The sequence below is a fragment of the Lacinutrix himadriensis genome, assembly GCF_001418105.1.
Taxonomy (GTDB): Bacteria; Bacteroidota; Bacteroidia; order Flavobacteriales; family Flavobacteriaceae; genus Oceanihabitans; species Oceanihabitans himadriense.
Map to the genome: position 1 here is coordinate 359,016 of NZ_LIQI01000019.1, position 18,353 is coordinate 377,368.

At 32.7% G+C, this 18,353-nt stretch carries 17 protein-coding genes; 11 read left to right on the forward strand and 6 right to left on the reverse strand.

The window, feature by feature from the left end; all coding sequences use genetic code 11:
* Positions 1-47 precede the first annotated feature (47 nt).
* The gene (locus AMD28_RS18710; protein WP_162838501.1) at positions 48-203 is read right to left on the reverse strand and encodes a hypothetical protein; all 156 of its coding nucleotides are present in this window, start codon (positions 201-203) and stop codon (positions 48-50) included.
* An 80-nt stretch (positions 204-283) separates the two neighbouring features.
* Here AMD28_RS18710 and AMD28_RS07255 point away from each other — a divergent pair, with 80 nt between their 5' ends.
* Together AMD28_RS07255 and AMD28_RS07260 are read left to right on the forward strand one after the other, a co-directional pair.
* A complete protein-coding gene (locus tag AMD28_RS07255; RefSeq protein WP_241492456.1) occupies positions 284-862 on the forward strand; it encodes a pseudouridine synthase in 579 nt (192 codons plus the stop codon).
* A gap of 213 nt (positions 863-1,075) precedes the next feature.
* Positions 1,076-1,456 carry a hypothetical protein gene (locus tag AMD28_RS07260; RefSeq protein WP_055443487.1) on the forward strand — a complete coding sequence of 127 codons (381 nt, stop codon included), beginning with the start codon at positions 1,076-1,078 and terminating at the stop codon, positions 1,454-1,456.
* On the opposite strand, the gene mscL is transcribed toward AMD28_RS07260, so the two are convergent.
* The 3 genes from mscL to AMD28_RS07275 form a co-directional block, all read right to left on the reverse strand.
* Complete coding sequence (gene mscL / locus AMD28_RS07265; protein WP_055443582.1) at positions 1,453-1,899, reverse strand: large conductance mechanosensitive channel protein MscL; 447 nt, start codon at positions 1,897-1,899, stop codon at positions 1,453-1,455. The genes AMD28_RS07260 and mscL overlap by 4 nt on opposite strands.
* Positions 1,900-2,274: 375 nt before the next feature.
* Positions 2,275-5,448: a cytochrome c biogenesis protein CcsA gene (locus AMD28_RS07270; RefSeq protein WP_055443488.1), complete on the reverse strand. Its 3,174-nt coding sequence runs from the start codon at positions 5,446-5,448 to the stop codon at positions 2,275-2,277.
* A 100-nt stretch (positions 5,449-5,548) separates the two neighbouring features.
* On the reverse strand, positions 5,549-5,953 hold the full coding sequence (locus tag AMD28_RS07275; RefSeq protein ID WP_055443489.1) for a group III truncated hemoglobin: 405 nt from the start codon (positions 5,951-5,953) through the stop codon (positions 5,549-5,551).
* 83 nt (positions 5,954-6,036) lie between these two features.
* Between AMD28_RS07275 and AMD28_RS07280 the strand changes: the two genes are divergently transcribed.
* The 8 genes from AMD28_RS07280 to AMD28_RS07315 all read left to right on the forward strand — a co-directional run bounded on the left by AMD28_RS07280 (position 6,037) and on the right by AMD28_RS07315 (position 14,500).
* Positions 6,037-6,831 carry a Rossmann-like and DUF2520 domain-containing protein gene (locus tag AMD28_RS07280; protein WP_055443490.1) on the forward strand — a complete coding sequence of 265 codons (795 nt, stop codon included), beginning with the start codon at positions 6,037-6,039 and terminating at the stop codon, positions 6,829-6,831.
* Between the two features lie 5 nt (positions 6,832-6,836).
* The gene (locus AMD28_RS07285; RefSeq protein WP_055443491.1) at positions 6,837-7,367 is read left to right on the forward strand and encodes a KdsC family phosphatase; all 531 of its coding nucleotides are present in this window, start codon (positions 6,837-6,839) and stop codon (positions 7,365-7,367) included.
* Positions 7,368-7,454: 87 nt separating this feature from the next.
* Positions 7,455-8,369 (forward strand): geranylgeranylglycerol-phosphate geranylgeranyltransferase, encoded by a 915-nt coding sequence (locus tag AMD28_RS07290; RefSeq protein ID WP_083478257.1) that lies wholly within the window; start codon positions 7,455-7,457, stop codon positions 8,367-8,369.
* Positions 8,369-8,743 (forward strand): hypothetical protein, encoded by a 375-nt coding sequence (locus AMD28_RS07295; RefSeq protein ID WP_055443492.1) that lies wholly within the window; start codon positions 8,369-8,371, stop codon positions 8,741-8,743. The genes AMD28_RS07290 and AMD28_RS07295 overlap by 1 nt, the downstream gene beginning before the upstream one ends.
* Complete coding sequence (locus tag AMD28_RS07300) at positions 8,743-9,330, forward strand: Maf-like protein (RefSeq protein WP_055443493.1); 588 nt, start codon at positions 8,743-8,745, stop codon at positions 9,328-9,330. The genes AMD28_RS07295 and AMD28_RS07300 overlap by 1 nt, the downstream gene beginning before the upstream one ends.
* 58 nt (positions 9,331-9,388) lie before the next feature.
* Positions 9,389-9,934: a mechanosensitive ion channel domain-containing protein gene (locus AMD28_RS07305; protein ID WP_055443494.1), complete on the forward strand. Its 546-nt coding sequence runs from the start codon at positions 9,389-9,391 to the stop codon at positions 9,932-9,934.
* Positions 9,935-10,013: 79 nt separating this feature from the next.
* The gene (locus AMD28_RS07310; protein WP_055443495.1) at positions 10,014-12,539 is read left to right on the forward strand and encodes a PIG-L family deacetylase; all 2,526 of its coding nucleotides are present in this window, start codon (positions 10,014-10,016) and stop codon (positions 12,537-12,539) included.
* A 206-nt stretch (positions 12,540-12,745) separates the two neighbouring features.
* Positions 12,746-14,500: a sodium:solute symporter family protein gene (locus AMD28_RS07315; RefSeq protein WP_055443496.1), complete on the forward strand. Its 1,755-nt coding sequence runs from the start codon at positions 12,746-12,748 to the stop codon at positions 14,498-14,500.
* 22 nt (positions 14,501-14,522) lie between these two features.
* Here the strand turns inward: AMD28_RS07315 and AMD28_RS07320 are convergent, their stop codons facing one another.
* Positions 14,523-15,035, reverse strand: a complete 513-nt coding sequence (locus AMD28_RS07320) for a DUF3124 domain-containing protein (protein WP_055443497.1) — start codon at positions 15,033-15,035, stop codon at positions 14,523-14,525.
* Between the two features lie 10 nt (positions 15,036-15,045).
* Positions 15,046-15,435 (reverse strand): bacillithiol system redox-active protein YtxJ, encoded by a 390-nt coding sequence (ytxJ, locus tag AMD28_RS07325; RefSeq protein WP_055443498.1) that lies wholly within the window; start codon positions 15,433-15,435, stop codon positions 15,046-15,048.
* Positions 15,436-15,719: 284 nt separating this feature from the next.
* On the opposite strand from ytxJ, the gene clpB reads away from it, so the two are divergent.
* Positions 15,720-18,329, forward strand: coding sequence for an ATP-dependent chaperone ClpB (gene clpB / locus AMD28_RS07330; protein WP_055443499.1), 2,610 nt, complete (start codon positions 15,720-15,722; stop codon positions 18,327-18,329).
* The last annotated feature ends 24 nt before the right edge of the window (positions 18,330-18,353 follow it).

Genomic DNA, 18,353 nt, shown 5'->3' on the forward strand with positions numbered 1-18,353 from the left:
CGGATAAACCAACTCCTTATTTATAAAGTATACATGGAAAAATCACTTTAATCTGTACTTCCTTCTTTAGCACGTTGGATAATTTCTTTAAGACGTTCTTTACGTAGCGCTTTTTCAGCTTTTTGCTTATTCACTTTTCTAGCGATTAGCTTGGAGTGCTTCGCTTTATTTTTCGTGTTTTTTTGTCCTTTAGGTTTTGGCATGTGTAAATTTAAAATAATTTTTAATTTAAGTATTATAAATAAAGTAACTAAATTGCTTTTTATATAAAACTACTGTTATTTTGAATGCATTAATCCAACATCACCACTTTATATTACATAAACCTTATGGTTTTTTAAGTCAGTTAATAAACAACCAAAATAAAAGGAAGAATAAACGCTTACTAGGCGAATTGTACGATTTTCCAGAAGGAACGATGGCTATTGGTAGATTAGACGAAAACTCAGAAGGCTTATTATTTTTAACTACTAACGGAAAAGTTAGTGAATCCATCCGAAGCGCTAAAGTTGAGAAAGAATATTACGCCCAAGTAGATGGAATAATTACGGAGCAAGCGATAAAACAGCTACAAGAAGGAGTAGAAATTGGAATAAACGGCACAAAATACAATACCAAACCTTGTAAAGTAAGAGCTGTGATTACTATAGGCGACTTTCCTTTTGCCGATAGAAAAGTTAGAGATGCGCGACACGGACCAATGTCATGGGTTTCTATAACACTAACCGAAGGTAAGTTTAGGCAAGTACGAAAAATGACTGCCGCTGTTGGCTATCCAACCTTGCGTTTAGTAAGAGTCCGAATTGGTGATATCTTTCTAAAATTAAAATCCGGAGAAATAGAAAAAACAAACTCATTTTAGTGCCTCATTATCTACTTCGCAAGTTTTTAAATCTACTGGAACAATAAGCACATACTCCTCTAAATATTAAAGTTTTAACCATTATTTTTATTGTTTACGCATCCAATTCCAACAAAAAACAAAACCTTAAACACCTGTTTATTAGTAGTTTATATTTTAATATTTTTATTATACATTAGGTGTTATTTATTATTTTTTTGTATCTTGCACGTTATGACAGCAGCAGACAAACAAGTAAATTTAGAATTTTTAAAGGAGAGTATTTTATACTTAGAAAACAAAGGCTTTGATAATATTCAAGCAGATGTTGAAGGTTATGAAACACCAAAATCTTATACTAAAAAAAGTAAAGGTGTTGATTCTTCAATAACTCCAGACATTGTAGCAGAGAAAGCTGGAAGAAAGCACTATTTTGAAATTGGTTTAAAAAGTGAAGAACCTACACTTTTAAAATCTAAATGGCGTTTCTTAGATGTTCTATCTAGAATGAAAGACGACAGATTTAAAGTAATTACACGTCGTGGTCATTACAAATTCACACAAGACATGCTTGATGATCTTAACTTAGACAAAGAGCCAATTAAACTACCTTAATTTTTAGTAGCTTTTAGTAATTTATTTTGTTCCTCCATTAAATCGGTAAGCTTTGCTAAAAGCTGAATATCTTTAGGAGTAGCCACAGTTGTGTCTTTTTCATCGTGTGACTTGGTGCGCAATCGATTCATGGCCTTAACCACCAAAAACACGGTTATTCCTACTATTAAAAAATCCAGAGAGACTTCAAAGAAAGTTCCATATTCCATTGCAACCTCATTGGTTGTAATGACTCCTTCGGAGTTTACAATGGCATCACGAAGTATGTATTTTTTATCCTGAAAGTTTAAACCATCCGTCATTAAAGACAAAGGTGGCATCATCACCTTCTTCACCAGTACATCTATTACTTTATTAAAAGACGCACCAATAATAATACCGATTGCCATATCCATCATATTACCTTTTACGGCAAACTCTTTAAACTCTTTTATAAATTTCATCTTTCTATTATTTAAAACTGCAAATATATCCATTTAGAACAGAAACAAATCGATTCCTTTTAAATTAAAAAAACGGAACCTCTCATAAAATCACACAACTCTGCAGCTTAATAACGCTAATTATTAAGACATAAAAATTTCTGAGAAATTATGGATTGGATCTCTTTTTAAAAAGACGTTACAGGTTATTGCTATGCAACTAAATTGCATCATTACGAAGGCACGTACTACTTCATCATTAACGAAGACTTTATTCCGGCAAATAAAGTAAAAACTTAAAATCAACTATGTAAATATGGGGTAATACGGCAAGCCATACTACCCCATATTTAAATAAAATAAACCGAAGAAAGCCAATCCCTTAGCCTCTTACCGCTATTTTTTATAAAACTTAGCATACTTTCGATATGCAAAGAAACCAAGTAAAGCGACAATTACACATGAGATCCCTATAATTTTAACGCTCATCACCTGATCTCCACTAGCATAAGAGTGTAATCCTGCAAGATAAAAGTTCACTCCAAAATAAGTCATCATAATACTAGCAAAAGCAATTATAGACATTAAATTAAATCCGAAACGACCACGAAGTCCAGGAACTATACGCATGTGTAACACAAACGCATACACCATAATACTAATTAAAGCCCACGTTTCTTTAGGATCCCAACCCCAATATCTACCCCAACTTTCGTTTGCCCACATACCACCAAGAAAGTTTCCGATAGTAAGCATCACTAAACCAACAGTTAAAGCCATTTCATTAATAATGGTTAACTCTTTGATGTTGATTAACATTTTTTCTTTATTCTTATCTGTAGTTGCAATCATTAAAATAAGAGAAACGATCCCTAAAATCATTCCTAGAACAAATGGTCCGTAACTAGCAACAATAATAGATACGTGTATCATTAACCAGTAACTATTTAAAACGGGTTGTAAGTTTGCAATAGCAGGATCTAACCAGTTTTGGTGTGCAAAGAATAAAATAATAGATGCTACAAAAGCTGTAGAAGCAATCGTTAAATCACTTTTTCTTCCAAAGAACAAACCAAATAACATGGCAGACCAAGCTACATATAACATGGTTTCATAAGTGTCACTCCAAGGTGCATGACCAGAAATATACCAACGTGCTATTAAACCAACCGTGTGAATTATGAATAAAGCGATAATTAGCCATTTACTAATTTTAACAGCAACATCAATACCTTTTCTTTTACTACTTAATATTTGCGTGATTAAAAATACAAACATTAAGAATCCTGCTAACAGATAATATCTATATAGATTTTTAAAAACATTGTATTTGTTATAGTTAATCTCCGCGCTTATTTTATTATCACTAAGCATTATCGCACTTCCGTATTTATGCTGTGTTTTATTAAAGGATTCTAGTAATTTTTCAGCTTCGGTATAATCTCCAGATTGTTTTGCTTTATTTAAAGTAAATAAATAAGCTGAAAATCCAGAATTTACAAAGTTTCCGTAAAGGGAATCTGTAATCTTTTCTTTATACCCTTCTTTTCTATATTCTAAAGGAGAGATCCATTTATTATTATCGTCTTCCGGAATTGGAAATATTTTTAATGTTAATCCTTCAATTGCATTAGACAAAACAGTTGCGCGTTGATCGGCTAACTTTAATTCTTTTTGATACCCGTTTGGTGATTTCGTTTTATATGCATCTTCTAAATACGGATTCAACTTATAGCTTAAGTTTTCGTCAAAGAAATCTACAATAGTTGCATAATCTTTCTCCTTCGGAATACCTAAAATCGTTTTAAGCGAATCTGTTTTCATTGCCTTTAGGTATATAATTGGAACATTATACCAAAGTAACGGACTCTCACTTATAGAAAGTAAAATTTGATTAGGTGTTAATCCTGCATAGGTTTCGCTATGGTGTATTTTTCTAACTAACTCCGATGCGTAGGTGTTCATTGGCATCATACGACCACTTAAATCCTGAATAACTAATCGTCCAAATTTATCTGCATGTTCTTTTGGTGTCGCATTAGCAATTAAGATAGAATCTATTTGTGCTGGTGTTGGTGCTTGATGCTGTTCTTCCTGTGCAAAAGTCTGCATTGCAAAACACAGAAACACTACAGAAAGTAGTTTTGCTTTCTTCGTTTTAATCTTATCTAAATGTCTTCTTAAGTCTCCAAATCTAGATCCTTTAGAAAAGAATATAGCTATCATACCAAAGTACAGTAAGAAGTAACCCAAATAGGTAATCCATGTTCCCCAAAAATCATGATTTACAGAGAGAATCGTTCCTTTTTCATCTGGATCGAAGTTCGATTGAAAGAACTTATAACCACCATGATTTAGAATATTATTCATATAAATTCTATAATCAAAATCACCTTCTTTTTCATCTAAAACCGTTACTTCACTAGCATAAGAAGAATAACTTCTTTCTGTACCAGGATAACGTTCTGCAATAAAATCGTTTAACTTAATATTAAAAGGAAGCTCTAAAACCTTTGCTCCATAACGGAACGCGAAGTCTAAACCTCCTATTTTAACTTGCTTAAAGGCATTGTTTTTATATGGTCCACCAAGAAGTCCTACTCTTTTTGTTTCCCCATTTGCAGTTACTTTTAAAACGATACCATCTTCATCTCCTTTAAACATTTCCGACTTTTTCACAATATCAAATTCCCCCTTAACCACAGGCTTAGGAAAAACCATTTGCATACTACCAATAACATAACGAGAACGTAAAACTAATGGTTGTAAACTGTCCTTTATCAATTTTCCTGATTCCATGGTTGCCATGGTTAGGTACTCTCCTTCAAATGGAGAATGAATATTTAATCGATTACCATCTTGTGTAATATTTATAGCACCCTTTGTAGGTTTATTTAGAGCTATTAGCACATTATGAATACTTTGTACTTCTCCTGATTTTAAAAAATGATTATGTGGGCCATCACTTCCTGCTTCTACAATTTTAAGATATTCTTCTCCATTCTCACTAGGAACAATATCTTCTTCTGCGCCACCAATAAACTTCTCTAATTCGATGCTAACCGGTTGGTTATTATAATGAGTATTTACTTCAAAACTATTTTCTAAACGTGGCGAAAAATCTACGTCACGTTCTACTGGTAGTCGTTGTGGTACACCGTCTATTTCGTAGTCTCCATCAATATAGGTTGTTATATATGTTTTTTGGGATAAGAATTTGTTTTCGGTAGCGCCTTCACGAATTGGCATCATTCCTTCAAAACTCGCATAGCGCGTAATAAAAGCACCTAATAATATAAATATGAAAGATAAATGCAGTACTAAAGTTGCCCATTTTTCCTTTTTATATAATCGGAATCTAAAAATGTTTCCAACAAAATTAATAACAAAGAACAACATGATTCCTTCAAACCACCACGTATTATATATTAAATTTCTACTGTAAGGTGTTGGTGAGGTATCCATTCCCGCATCCATAAAAGTACCAACAGCCATAGCTGTTGCAAATAAAATAAAAAGAATAGCAGTTAGTCTGGTTGAGAACAGAATATTGGAGAGTTTCTTTAGCATAATCACAAGCTTTTTTTTGCTCGTGCAAATTTACGGATTTTTGTTTATTTAAAAGTCTAAACGAAACAAATATTGTGTTAAATTATGCTTCGTTTTTAACTTATTCTTTTTTCCGAGCAGAAAAAATATTCATATACATAAAGGTACCCATTTTTCGCGCTCTTCGTTTTGCATTATCTGCAATTTCACCTTCAAATAATTCGTCTAAGGTTTGATACCATAAATTTAACCAGATACCAAAGTGCAGATTATCGATAGTATGGTTAAACTGTTTATCCACTTTAACATGTGCTTCCAAAGGATTACCACGATACTTTTCCTCTAATTTTCTAGTCATAAAAAGACTCGTTTCCCAAAAAGTAGTTAAATGGTTTAAATGTGCTTCCCAGTCTTTAATGGTTTCATTAAAAAACGGACCAAGCGTTTCTTCTGCTCTAACTTTTTCATAAAAATTAGAAACTAGCAAAAAGATATCTTCTCGAGTATTTATATCGGATTTATTCATGTATTCGAAATTAAGTCTTTATTTTGAAAAAAGGAATTAAATATTCTTAATTAGTAATTGATTATTCTTATTATTTTAGCAAAATGATTAACGTAGTATTACTTGGAGCAGGAAATGTAGCAACACATTTATTTAAGGCTTTTACAAATGCGGAAGAAGTAACTGTAAAGCAATGGTATAATAGAAACTTAAGAACCATTGAAAAGCACAAAACCAAAGTTGCAATTACAGATAATTTAAATGATTTAGTAGTAGCTGATATTTACATTTTAGCCGTAAGTGATGATGCTGTCGCCGATTTATCTACCCAACTTCCGTTTGAAAACAGATTAGTGGTGCATACTTCTGGTAGTGTTAGCTTATATGCTATTGACAAAAAACACAAACGCGGTGTTTTCTATCCGTTGCAAACGTTTAGCAAAGCTGCTAATGTAGATTTTTCAGATGTTCCTTTGTGTTTAGAAGCTTTAAAAAATAAAGAAGACCTTCCTATTTTAAAAAAATTAGCAAAAGCTATTGGGAGTCAGCCACACAAAGTAAATAGTGATCAACGTGCTGCTTTGCATTTGGCTGCTGTTTTTGTAAATAATTTTACCAATCAAATTTACAGACTAGCACATGAAATCACAGAATCTCAAGGTGCTGAGTTTGAAATATTAAAACCATTAATTAAAGAAACGGCTAGAAAACTAGACGAGGTTTCTCCGTTTTTAGCACAAACCGGTCCTGCAAAACGCAACGACAAAAAGACAATAAAAAAACATTTAAAAGCGCTAACCGATAAACATCACAAAGAAGTTTACGAATTGCTGACTAAATCAATACAACAAACACATGGCACTTTCGTGAAACCAAAAGCGAAGCCAGAAAAAAAATAAATAAAATGGAAGATAAAAGCTATAAAGAATACCTAAACCAAATCACTACATTTATTTTTGATGTAGATGGCGTACTTACCGACGGAACAGTAACCGTTACCACCGATGGCGAAATGCTAAGAACCATGAATATTAAAGATGGTTATGCTTTAAAAACCGCAGTAGACAAAGGATATCCTGTATGTATTATTTCTGGAGGAAGTAATGAAGGCGTTAGAAAACGTTTAGAGAATTTAGGCCTTACCGATGTTTACCTTGGCGCACATAATAAAATTGAGCAGCTTAACGATTACCTAGAAAAGCATGACTTAAAATTAGAAAATACTTTATATATGGGAGATGACATACCGGATTTCCCGGTTATGAAATTGGTTGGTCTGCCTTGTTGTCCGCAAGATGCTGTTCCAGAAATTAAAGCTATTTCGAAGTATATTTCACATAAAAACGGCGGGAAAGGTGCTGTTCGTGATGTTATTGAGCAAGTATTAAAAGTGCAAGGTAAATGGAATGGTAGCTTTGATGCGAAGTATGATTAGGGTTTAGTAATCAGTGTTCAAAAAATTAAAAATTCGTGTATTCGCGGCCTTTTTTAATTATTCCTTTTTAATTTTTACTTAAAATAAATGCAAAACATTTTAAAACTCATTCGCTGGAAAAACTTAATTATGATTGCCTTGGTGCAATTATTAATTAAATATGCGCTTTTCGAACCTTTTGGAGTTACCATTACATTAAATGGCGTAGGTATTTTGGTTTTAATTTTAGCCACATTATGTTTGGCTGCAGCAGGAAATATTATAAATGATATTTATGATGTAGAAACCGATTTAGTTAACAAACCAGAGCGTGTAATTGTAGGCAAAAGCATTTCAGAAAAAACGGCCTACAACTTGTTTTTCACACTTAATATTATTGGTGTCGGACTCGGTTTTTGCTTATCGCATATGGTTGGTAAAAGTCCGTTTTTTACCTTATTCGTGATTATTTCAGCACTACTTTACATTTATGCTTCCTATTTAAAACAATTGCCTTTTATTGGTAATCTTGTTATTTCTGCCTTAGTCGCTTTAAGCTTAATTATTGTCAGTATTTTTGATTTACTTCCTGCGATTACACCTTCCAACAAAGAAGCACAATTAACTTTTTTTAAAATTGTTTTAGACTACGCTCTTTTCGCATTTATTATAAATCTTATTCGCGAAATGGTTAAAGACATGGAAGATATCGATGGAGATTACAAAGCACAGATGAACACATTGCCCATTGCTATTGGAAGAGATCGCACGAATAAAATCCTCTTTATTCTTTCCTTATTCCCTATAGTTGCTGTTATATTTTACATCACTAATTTTTTATATAAACAAGAAATTGCGGTTGCCTACTTCTTAGTATTAATAGTAGCTCCGCTAATTTATATTAGCATAAAAATATTTTCAGCTAAAACAAAAAAAGACTACACAAACATAAGTATTCTTTTAAAGTTTGTTATGCTTATCGGAATGCTCTCCATGCTACTTTATCCTTTAATTTTAAAATAATGAAAACGATAAAATCATATATACCAGAAATTTATTTCTTCTTTTCTATAATCTATTATTGGACACTTACATCTAATACTTTTAATTGGGTTGCCATAAGTCTGTTACTACTTTTAGCATTCCTAGTGTATAGCAAAAATAGAATCACAGGAATAATACTAGGTAGTATCATTAATCTAGTAAACGTGTATATGTTATTTGCTTTAGCTTCGGAATTAAGTGAATTTAAAACATTTAATTCTGATGCAAAAAAACTTTTAATCTTTGGTTTATTGTATCTTGGACTTAATCTTATTTTCGGGACTTGGTTGCTAGTTAAATATGCTTCAGAAACGGAAAAAACTTTAAATTTAGAGACTCAAACTAAAGTATAATGCTAAAAGAAAAACTTAAAAATTACAATCTAATTCTTGCTTCCGCTTCGCCAAGAAGACAAAAGTTTTTCTCAGACTTAGACCTAGATTTCACTATCCAATTAAAACCTGTTGTTGAAGAATACCCTAAGAAACTTCGTCATTTTGAAATTACAGATTATCTAGCACAACTAAAAGCCCTTCCTTTTAAAGCAGATTTACAAGACAAAGATATTTTAGTTACTAGTGACACTATTGTTTGGCAAAACGAGAACGCTCTAGGAAAACCTAGAGATAAAGATGAAGCTTTTCAAATATTAAAAGCCTTAAGTAACGCAACACACGAAGTAATTACATCGGTTTGTTTTACTACTACAACTTCGCAAAAAACAGTAAGTAATGTTACTAAAGTTACCTTTAAAGAATTAACTGACGAAGAAATAAATTACTATCTAGATAACTTTAAACCTTACGATAAAGCAGGTGCTTACGGTATTCAAGATTGGATTGGCTATATCGCAATTACTAAAATTGAAGGTTCTCATTATAATGTAATGGGTTTACCGCTTCATTTAGTCTATCAAACTTTATTAGAAATTGTAAACTAACCTCTTTTTTTGTTTTTAAGAACGAAATCTAATTTATCTTTGCGCTTTATTAAAGATTATGAAAGATTTTTTTACCACCTATAACGACCAATTAATTAATTCCTTAATTCTATTAGGAGTCTTTATAATTATTTGGATGATTCAGAAGATTTCTATTCGTAAAATCGGAAGAAAATCGGGTATCAATGATGCGCGTATTCATTTAATTATTAGATATTCTTCGGTTACATTATTCTTTGTTTTCGCACTTATTTTAGCTTTTATTTTTGGTGCGCAATTAGAAGAACTTGCACTAGTATTTTCTTCTGTTTTTGCAGTTATTGGTATTGCTTTATTTGCAATTTGGTCTATTTTAAGCAATATTACTTCTGGAGTAATTATGTTTTTCTCTTTTCCTTATAAGGTCGGTGATAAAATTCAAATACACGATAAAGATTTCCCAATAGTAGCCATTATTGAAGACATTAGAGCATTTCAATTACACCTTAGACAAGACAATGGGGATTTGGTAACGTACCCTAACAATCTTATTTTACAAAAGGCCGTTACGTTATTACAAAAAGATGCTATTGAAGATTTTGAACACGGCTCAGATCTTATCTAAATATTAAGTTAAATAAACATTAAAACCCGTTCTTACGCTCGTATCTTTTTTATATTTGGCTCTTAAACCAACTATAATCATGCGCAAGCTACTACTCTATTTTTTCATTTCTTTTTTCACCATTTCCAACTTACTAGCACAACAACCTAAAAAACCAAATGCTTCTCAGATTTTTGAGTCTATAAAAAAGCTGAATTTTTTAGGATCTGTTTTATATGTTGCCGCGCATCCAGACGACGAAAACACACGCTTAATCTCGTATATGGCAAACCATGTAAAAGCAAGAACAGCTTACTTATCGTTAACTCGTGGTGATGGCGGACAAAACCTAATTGGCCCAGAAATTAGAGAACTTCTTGGTGTAATTAGAACCCAAGAATTACTTACTGCCAGAAATATAGATGGTGGCGAACAACGTTTTACAAGAGCAAACGATTTTGGCTATTCGAAACATCCAGACGAAACTTTGGCTATTTGGAACAAAGAAGAAGTGTTAAGCGATGTTGTTTTGGCTATCCGTCAATTTAAACCAGACATTATTATTAATCGTTTTGATCACAGAAGCCCAGGTTCTACACATGGTCACCATACCAGTTCTGCAATGTTAAGCTTAGAGGCTTTTGATATTACAAATGATAATACCAAGTACACCAGTCAACTAAAAGACGCTGGTTTATGGCAAGCACAACGTGTGTTTTTTAATACTTCTTGGTGGTTTTATGGAAGTCAAGAAAAATTTGACAAAGCAGATAAAAGCAAACATTTACAATTTGATATTGGTGCATATTACGCTTCTAGCGGATTGAGTAATACCGAAATTGCTTCATTGAGTAGAAGTCAGCATAAATCACAAGGTTTTGGTAACACAGGAACTCGTGGTAGTCAAATGGAATATATTGAATTGATTAAAGGGGAAATGCCTTCGGATAAATCAAATATTTTTGAAGGAATTGATACCACATGGAATCGTGTTAAAGGCGGAACAGCAATAGGAAATATTTTATACCAAGTAGAAAAAGATTTCGATTTTACCAACCCTTCTGCTTCTATTCCAGAATTATTGAAAGCATATTCTTTAATTGAAAAATTAGAAGACACCCATTGGAAGAATATTAAAACGGAAGAAATTAAAAACCTCATCTATAATTGTGCAGGATTATATTTAGAAGCCGTTGCAGAAAGCAATCATGCAACAGCAAACGAAACGGTTAATTTAGATCTAGAACTTATTAATAGAGCTGCTGAAAACATACAATTAAAAACATTACAGATTAATAACGATGCTTCTGTTTTAGAAACGCAAGTTTTAGCTAAAAACGAAAAAGTAGCACTTAAAAAATCTTTTACCGTAAAAGCAGATCAAGAACCAACAACACCATATTGGTTAACAAAAAAAGGAACACTTGGTATGTATCAAGTAGACGATAAAAGTCTGATTGGTAAACCAGAAACACCTCGTTATTTTAATGTTACTTTTGGTTTAAGCATAAACAATATTGCTATTAATTTCACCAAACCTATTGTATACAAAACCAACGATCCTGTAAAAGGAGAAGTATACAAACCTTTTGAAATAATTACCGAAGCTTCCGCAAAAATCGCAGAAAAAGTAATCATTTTTGAAAACGACGCACAAAAAGAAATCCCTGTAATTATTAAAGCGGGAAAAGACAACTTAGAAGGTTTTGTAGAAATTGCACATCCAAAAGACTGGAGTGTTTTTCCGGAGAAGCAAAAAATTTCCATCGCATATAAAGGTCAAGAACAAACCGTAGTATTTACCGTTATTCCTCCTAAAAATCAGAGTGAAGGATTAATAACGCCAATGGTACATGTTGGAAATAATACATATACCAAAGAGCTTATAGAAATGGACTATGATCATATTCCGTTTCAAACGGTTTTATTACCAAGCGAAAGCAAAGTGGTACGTTTAGACATTCAGAAAAGAGGAGAAAATATTGCATACATTGAAGGTGCTGGAGATGTGGTTCCTGAAAGTTTACAGCAAATTGGCTATAACGTAATCACCATAAAACCAGAGGATATTAATGCCGAAACATTAAGTAGATTTGATGCTGTAGTTGTAGGTATTAGAGCATACAACACCGTAGAAACCTTAAAATTTAAGCAAAAAGCTTTGTTTGATTTTGTCGCTAATGGCGGGAACATGATTGTGCAATACAACACCAACCGCAGATTAAAAACAGAAGAACTTGCTCCGTTTGCTTTAGAGCTTTCACGAGATCGTGTAACCGATGAAAATGCAAAAGTAACTTTACTAGAACCAAATCATGAATTACTTAATTTTCCGAATAAAATAACGGAAAATGATTTTGAAGGTTGGACACAAGAACGTGGTTTATATTTTCCAAACAAATGGTCTAAAGAGTTCACGCCTATTCTATCGATGCATGACAAAGGAGAATCTGCAAAAAAAGGAAGTTTGCTAGTTGCAAAACACGGTAAAGGGTATTATATATACACAGGATTAAGTTTCTTTAGAGAGTTTCCTGCTGGAGTTTCTGGCGCATATAGACTTTTTGCTAATATGTTAAGTATTGGAAAAGAAAATATGAATACAGAGAACGTATTAAAAAATTAAATGATCATTAGATCAAAAAGGCAGTAATTGTCAGTTCGAGTGAAATTCTTTTTTTAGAATTTAGTATCGAGAACAACTTAAATCAACCGCTTTCAAAATCCATCAATATGAAAAAATACAAATGGAATAACATGTACACACTAGTACTTGTAGCCAACGCAATCTATATCATAGTTTTTTACTTTATAACCAAAGCACTTTAAATTATGCAAACATTAGACTGGATTGTACTTATTAGCACCTTATTACTTATTGTTGGTTATGGAACATGGCAAACTCGCGGAAGTAAAAACGTTCAAGACTTTTTAAAAGGCGGGAATTCTTCTAAATGGTGGACTATCGGTTTATCGGTAATGGCAACACAAGCCAGTGCGATTACCTTTCTTTCTACTCCTGGTCAAGCTTTTAATGACGGAATGGGTTTTGTGCAATTCTATTTTGGATTACCAATAGCCATGGTTGTTATTTGCATGGTTTTTATTCCGCTTTATCACAAACTGAAAGTGTATACTGCGTATGAATTTTTGGAAACCAGATTCGATTTAAAAACAAGAACACTAACTGCTATTCTATTTTTAATACAACGAGGATTAGCAGCCGGAATTACCATTTTTGCGCCTGCAATTATACTATCTGCAGTATTGGGTTGGAATTTATTATTACTAAACATCATCATTGGTGTACTAGTAATTATTTACACCGTTTCGGGAGGAACACGCGCTGTAAACGTGACACAAAAGCATCAAATGGTGGTGATTTTCACAGGAATGGTGATCGCTTTTATTTTAATAATCAGCAAACTTCCTGCAGATATTACGTTCTCTAAAGCTTTAGATATTGCTGGAGCTAGCGGAAAAATGGAAGTCTTAGATTTTTCTTTCAACTTAAATAATCGCTATACCTTTTGGTCTGGAATTATTGGAGGAACCTTTTTAATGCTTTCGTATTTTGGTACAGACCAAAGTCAGGTACAACGATATTTGTCTGGTAAATCGTTAAAAGAAATGCAATTAGGATTGATTTTTAATGGTCTATTAAAAGTACCTATGCAATTCTTCATTTTACTAGTTGGTGTCATGGTATTTGTGTTTTATCAATTCAATCCTGCACCAATGAATTTTAATCCTACAGCAACAGAGCTGGTTTTAAATTCGGAATATGCAGCCGAATATCAATCCCTTCAGCTAGAACAAGAAAAAATATTTAACGACAAGCAAACGTTAATCAATAAGTATACAGATTCGGAAAGTGAACAACTAAAAAGCTACATTCATTTAGCCAATGAAGCAAGTGATGATATTAGAAACGAAGCGAAACTTTTAATTGATAAAGCAGGAGAAGCGCAACAAGTAAAAGTAGAAAGCAACGATAAAGATTACGTCTTTATTCACTTTATTTTAAACAACTTACCAAGAGGATTAATAGGTTTACTATTGGCTGTAATTTTAAGTGCAGCAATGTCTAGTACTTCTAGTGAATTGAATGCATTAGCAAGCACAACTACTATTGATTTATACAAACGTAATACTAGTGAAAAGACTGATGAAGAAATGGTTAAAACTTCTAGATTATTTACATTAGCTTGGGGAATTATTGCTATTGGAGTAGCCTGTGTAGCCAATCTTGCCGAAAATTTAATTCAGCTAGTAAATATTATAGGTTCCATTTTCTATGGAAATGTTTTAGGGATTTTCCTCCTAGCCTTTTTCTTTAAAACGGTAAAAGCAAATGCGGTTTTTGTAGCTGCTTTAATTACACAAGTACTAGTAATTGCACTATTTATGTTAAACCAATACGAAATGATAAACCTTCCGTTTTTATGGTTAAATTTTGTAGGCTGTATGATAGTGATGGCAATTGCTTTGCTTATTTCGTTTAAAGACTTAAAAAGTAATAGCAAACTAGCCTTATCTATAATCGCGCTTGCATTGTGTAGTTTTGGCTATGTAGTACTAACTTAATCAGAATGCTATTATCAGCAGATTACTCATTAATAGGAATTCCTTGTGTTGTAAAAGACAAACCTTGTTGGCCGTAAGTGGTAATCATTACGGCTTCAAAATAAGGTTCTTGTGCATTTTTTGGTGCTAACCAATCAAAAACAAAATTGGCACCAGTTCCTCCAGATTTATCTTTTTCATCTATAACAATCTCAATGGTTTGCATAGGTTTCACAAAAATAGGGTCTTTAAAATACGTTCTAATTAAATCCCCTTTAGTATCGAAGTAATTTGCATTTTTAACAAAGATAGTATCTCGTTTATTAATGTTTCTAATACTAACCGTTGCTGTTAAATCATGTGTTTTGTGTTCTGTAGTGCTATACACTTGAGAATATACAGATAAATAGGTTGCACCTGTATCTAAGGAATCTTTAAGGGTTTTATTCCACTTTATAGACTGCCAATTATTAGAAGGCAACGCATCCTGTTTTTCTTGTTTATCACATCCTAAAAGAAATAAAACGACAGCAGTTAATAGTAATACATTTTTCATACGAAACGTTTTACACAAATTTACTTAAATCTATATCATTAATTCCCCCATGAGAAGCATAATTTACAACGTTACCGTTTTTGATTACAATTAATTGCGGAGACTCATGCATAACCATGAATGTAACACCTACTTCATCCGAAATTGATCTATAATTCAATAAATCTAAATAGTATAAATCTAAATCTTTTTCGGTTAAATTATACATAGCAACAAATTGATTCATTACCATTCTACTAATTCCGCAACGTGTAGAGTGCTTAAAAATAACCTGCGTTTTTGTTTTCGATTTTTCGGTAATATGTTTTAATTGCTCTATGTCATTCAAAGGAATCCAAGGCAATACTTTTTCTTCTTTTGGCTCACTAGAGCCACCAAATATTTTTTTTAATATACTCATTGAAATTTATTTTTTCACTTCCACAAAAGTGGCATTAATTTTAAATTAAACACTTTAATATCCATTTAATGATATTAATCATTCTTTATGTCGAAACATTTTCGCAAACTTTACTATAAGTAACTGTTATTACAGAAGCAGACAAAAAGTCATCTTATTATTTGCTAAAACGGTCATTTTGTCTTACAGGTTAAATTGGTAAGATAATTGACTTACACAAACCAGAATCAAAGAAAAATTATAAGATGAACATCCTATAATAAACCATAAAATACAACATAACTATGAACTTCAACAATTATACAATAAAATCACAAGAAGCCATACAACAAGCACAACAAATTGCGCAAGGTTATGGTCATCAACAAATTGAAAACGAACACATTTTTAAAGCTATTTTTGAAGTAGACGAAAATGTTTTACCTTTTATATTAAAGAAGCTGAATGTAAACGTCCCAATGCTCCAACAAATATTAGATAAGGAGTTGGAAAGCTTTTCAAAAGTTTCTGGTGGAGATATCATGCTTTCTCGAGAAGCTAACAAAGCCTTAAACGAAGCATCTATTATTGCTAAAAAAAGCAACGATGATTATGTTTCTATAGAGCATTTAATACTGGCTATATTTAAATCTAAAAGCAAAATCGCCCAAGTTTTAAAAGATCAAAGTGTTACTGAAAAAGGTTTACAAGCTGCTATTGAAGAATTACGAAAAGGAGACCGAGTGACTTCTCAAAGTCAGGAAGAAACCTACAACTCTTTAAACAAATACGCAAAAAACCTCAACCAATTAGCCAAGGATGGAAAATTAGATCCAGTAATTGGTCGTGATGAAGAAATACGAAGAATACTTCAAATTTTATCTCGTAGAACCAAAAACAATCCCATTTTAGTTGGAGAACCAGGAACTGGTAAAACAGCAATTGCGGAAGGTTTAGCGCACAGAATTGTAGATGGCGATATTCCTGAAAACTTAATTGACAAGCAAATTTTTGCTCTAGATATGGGAGCATTAATTGCTGGAGCAAAATTTAAAGGAGAATTTGAAGAAAGACTAAAAGCTGTTATAAAAGAAGTTACAGAAAGTGACGGAAACATTGTTCTTTTTATTGATGAAATCCACACGCTTGTTGGCGCTGGAGGTGGTCAAGGCGCAATGGACGCCGCAAATATTTTAAAACCTGCATTAGCTCGTGGTGAGCTTCGCGCTATTGGAGCAACCACGTTAGACGAATACCAAAAATACTTTGAAAAAGACAAAGCTTTAGAGCGTCGTTTTCAAAAAGTAATGGTTAATGAACCAGATACCGAAAGTGCTATTTCTATTTTGAGAGGAATAAAAGAAAAGTATGAGACACACCATAAAGTACGTATTAAAGATGAAGCGATTATAGGTGCAGTAGAACTTTCTGAAAGATATATTACCAATCGTTATTTACCAGACAAAGCCATTGATTTAATGGATGAAGCTGCTTCTAAATTACGTATGGAAATAAATTCTAAGCCAGAAGAATTAGATGTTTTAGATCGTAAAATCATGCAATTAGAAATTGAGATTGAAGCGATTAAACGTGAAAAAGACGAAACGAAATTAAAAGCATTACGTGCGGACTTAGCAAATTTAAAAGAAGATCGTAACGAGATTTACGCGCAATGGAAAAGCGAAAAAGATGTTGTAGATAATATTCAAACAGCGAAATCTAATATTGAAGAATTTAAGCTAGAAGCAGAACGTGCAGAACGAGAAGGTGATTACGGTAAGGTAGCGGAAATTCGTTACGGAAAAATTAAAGATGCACAAGAGCAGTTGGAAAAATTGCAAAAAGAATTGCAAGAAAATCAAAGTGAAAGCTCTTTAATTAAAGAAGAGGTCACCTATGAAGATATTGCAGATGTTGTAGCAAAATGGACAGGAATTCCGGTTACTAAAATGCTGCAAAGTGATCGTGAAAAACTGTTAAAACTAGAAGATGAATTGCACAAACGTGTGGTTGGTCAAGAAGAGGCTATTGTTGCAGTTAGTGATGCTGTTCGTCGTTCAAGAGCTGGTTTGCAAAATCCGGAAAAACCAATAGGAACCTTTTTATTTTTAGGTACTACCGGAGTTGGTAAAACAGAATTAGCAAAAGCGTTAGCAGAATATCTTTTTGATGATGAAAGCGCGATGACTAGAATAGACATGAGTGAATACCAAGAACGTCATGCCGTAAGCAGATTGGTTGGTGCACCTCCAGGATATGTTGGTTATGATGAAGGCGGTCAACTTACCGAAGCTGTTAGAAGAAAACCATATTCCGTAGTGCTTTTAGACGAAATTGAAAAAGCGCATCCAGATACTTTTAATATTCTATTACAAGTATTAGATGAAGGAAGATTAACAGATAATAAAGGTCGTGTTGCCGATTTTAAAAACACCATAATTATTATGACCTCCAACATGGGAAGTCAGATAATTCAAGAGCGTTTTGAAGCGACCAAAGATGTAGATTCTGCCATTGAAGCAGCAAAAGTAGATGTATTAGCTTTACTAAAACAAACCGTAAGACCAGAGTTTTTAAACCGAATAGATGACACTATTATGTTTACGCCTTTAAGCAAAGAAAACATTGTTCAAATTGTAGGTTTACAGTTAAAAGGAATCACTAAAATGATTGCACAACAAGGCATTACATTTGATGCCACACAAGAAGCGATAAATTATTTAGCAGATAAAGGATACAATCCAGAATATGGAGCAAGACCTGTAAAGCGAGTAATTCAGAAAGAAGTATTAAATGCTTTAAGTAAAGAAATTTTAGGAGGAAAAGTGACTACAGATAGTATTATCCTGTTAGATGCTTTTGATGGAGAACTAGTTTTTAGAAACCAAAACAGTTTGGTTGCCGAAGAAGTATAAAACGAGATATTCTGTATAGAAAAA

Excerpts from the sequence above, each read along its gene's own strand:
- AMD28_RS18710 (WP_162838501.1), bottom strand. The coding sequence starts at position 203 with ATGCCAAAACCTAAAGGACAAAAAAACACGAAAAATAAAGCGAAGCAC.
- AMD28_RS07260 (WP_055443487.1), top strand. The coding sequence starts at position 1,076 with ATGACAGCAGCAGACAAACAAGTAAATTTAGAATTTTTAAAGGAGAGT.
- mscL (WP_055443582.1), bottom strand. The coding sequence starts at position 1,899 with ATGAAATTTATAAAAGAGTTTAAAGAGTTTGCCGTAAAAGGTAATATG.
- AMD28_RS07270 (WP_055443488.1), bottom strand. The coding sequence starts at position 5,448 with ATGCTAAAGAAACTCTCCAATATTCTGTTCTCAACCAGACTAACTGCT.
- AMD28_RS07275 (WP_055443489.1), bottom strand. The coding sequence starts at position 5,953 with ATGAATAAATCCGATATAAATACTCGAGAAGATATCTTTTTGCTAGTT.
- AMD28_RS07280 (WP_055443490.1), top strand. The coding sequence starts at position 6,037 with ATGATTAACGTAGTATTACTTGGAGCAGGAAATGTAGCAACACATTTA.
- AMD28_RS07285 (WP_055443491.1), top strand. The coding sequence starts at position 6,837 with ATGGAAGATAAAAGCTATAAAGAATACCTAAACCAAATCACTACATTT.
- AMD28_RS07290 (WP_083478257.1), top strand. The coding sequence starts at position 7,455 with ATGCAAAACATTTTAAAACTCATTCGCTGGAAAAACTTAATTATGATT.
- AMD28_RS07295 (WP_055443492.1), top strand. The coding sequence starts at position 8,369 with ATGAAAACGATAAAATCATATATACCAGAAATTTATTTCTTCTTTTCT.
- AMD28_RS07300 (WP_055443493.1), top strand. The coding sequence starts at position 8,743 with ATGCTAAAAGAAAAACTTAAAAATTACAATCTAATTCTTGCTTCCGCT.
- AMD28_RS07305 (WP_055443494.1), top strand. The coding sequence starts at position 9,389 with ATGAAAGATTTTTTTACCACCTATAACGACCAATTAATTAATTCCTTA.
- AMD28_RS07310 (WP_055443495.1), top strand. The coding sequence starts at position 10,014 with ATGCGCAAGCTACTACTCTATTTTTTCATTTCTTTTTTCACCATTTCC.
- AMD28_RS07315 (WP_055443496.1), top strand. The coding sequence starts at position 12,746 with ATGCAAACATTAGACTGGATTGTACTTATTAGCACCTTATTACTTATT.
- AMD28_RS07320 (WP_055443497.1), bottom strand. The coding sequence starts at position 15,035 with ATGAAAAATGTATTACTATTAACTGCTGTCGTTTTATTTCTTTTAGGA.
- ytxJ (WP_055443498.1), bottom strand. The coding sequence starts at position 15,435 with ATGAGTATATTAAAAAAAATATTTGGTGGCTCTAGTGAGCCAAAAGAA.
- clpB (WP_055443499.1), top strand. The coding sequence starts at position 15,720 with ATGAACTTCAACAATTATACAATAAAATCACAAGAAGCCATACAACAA.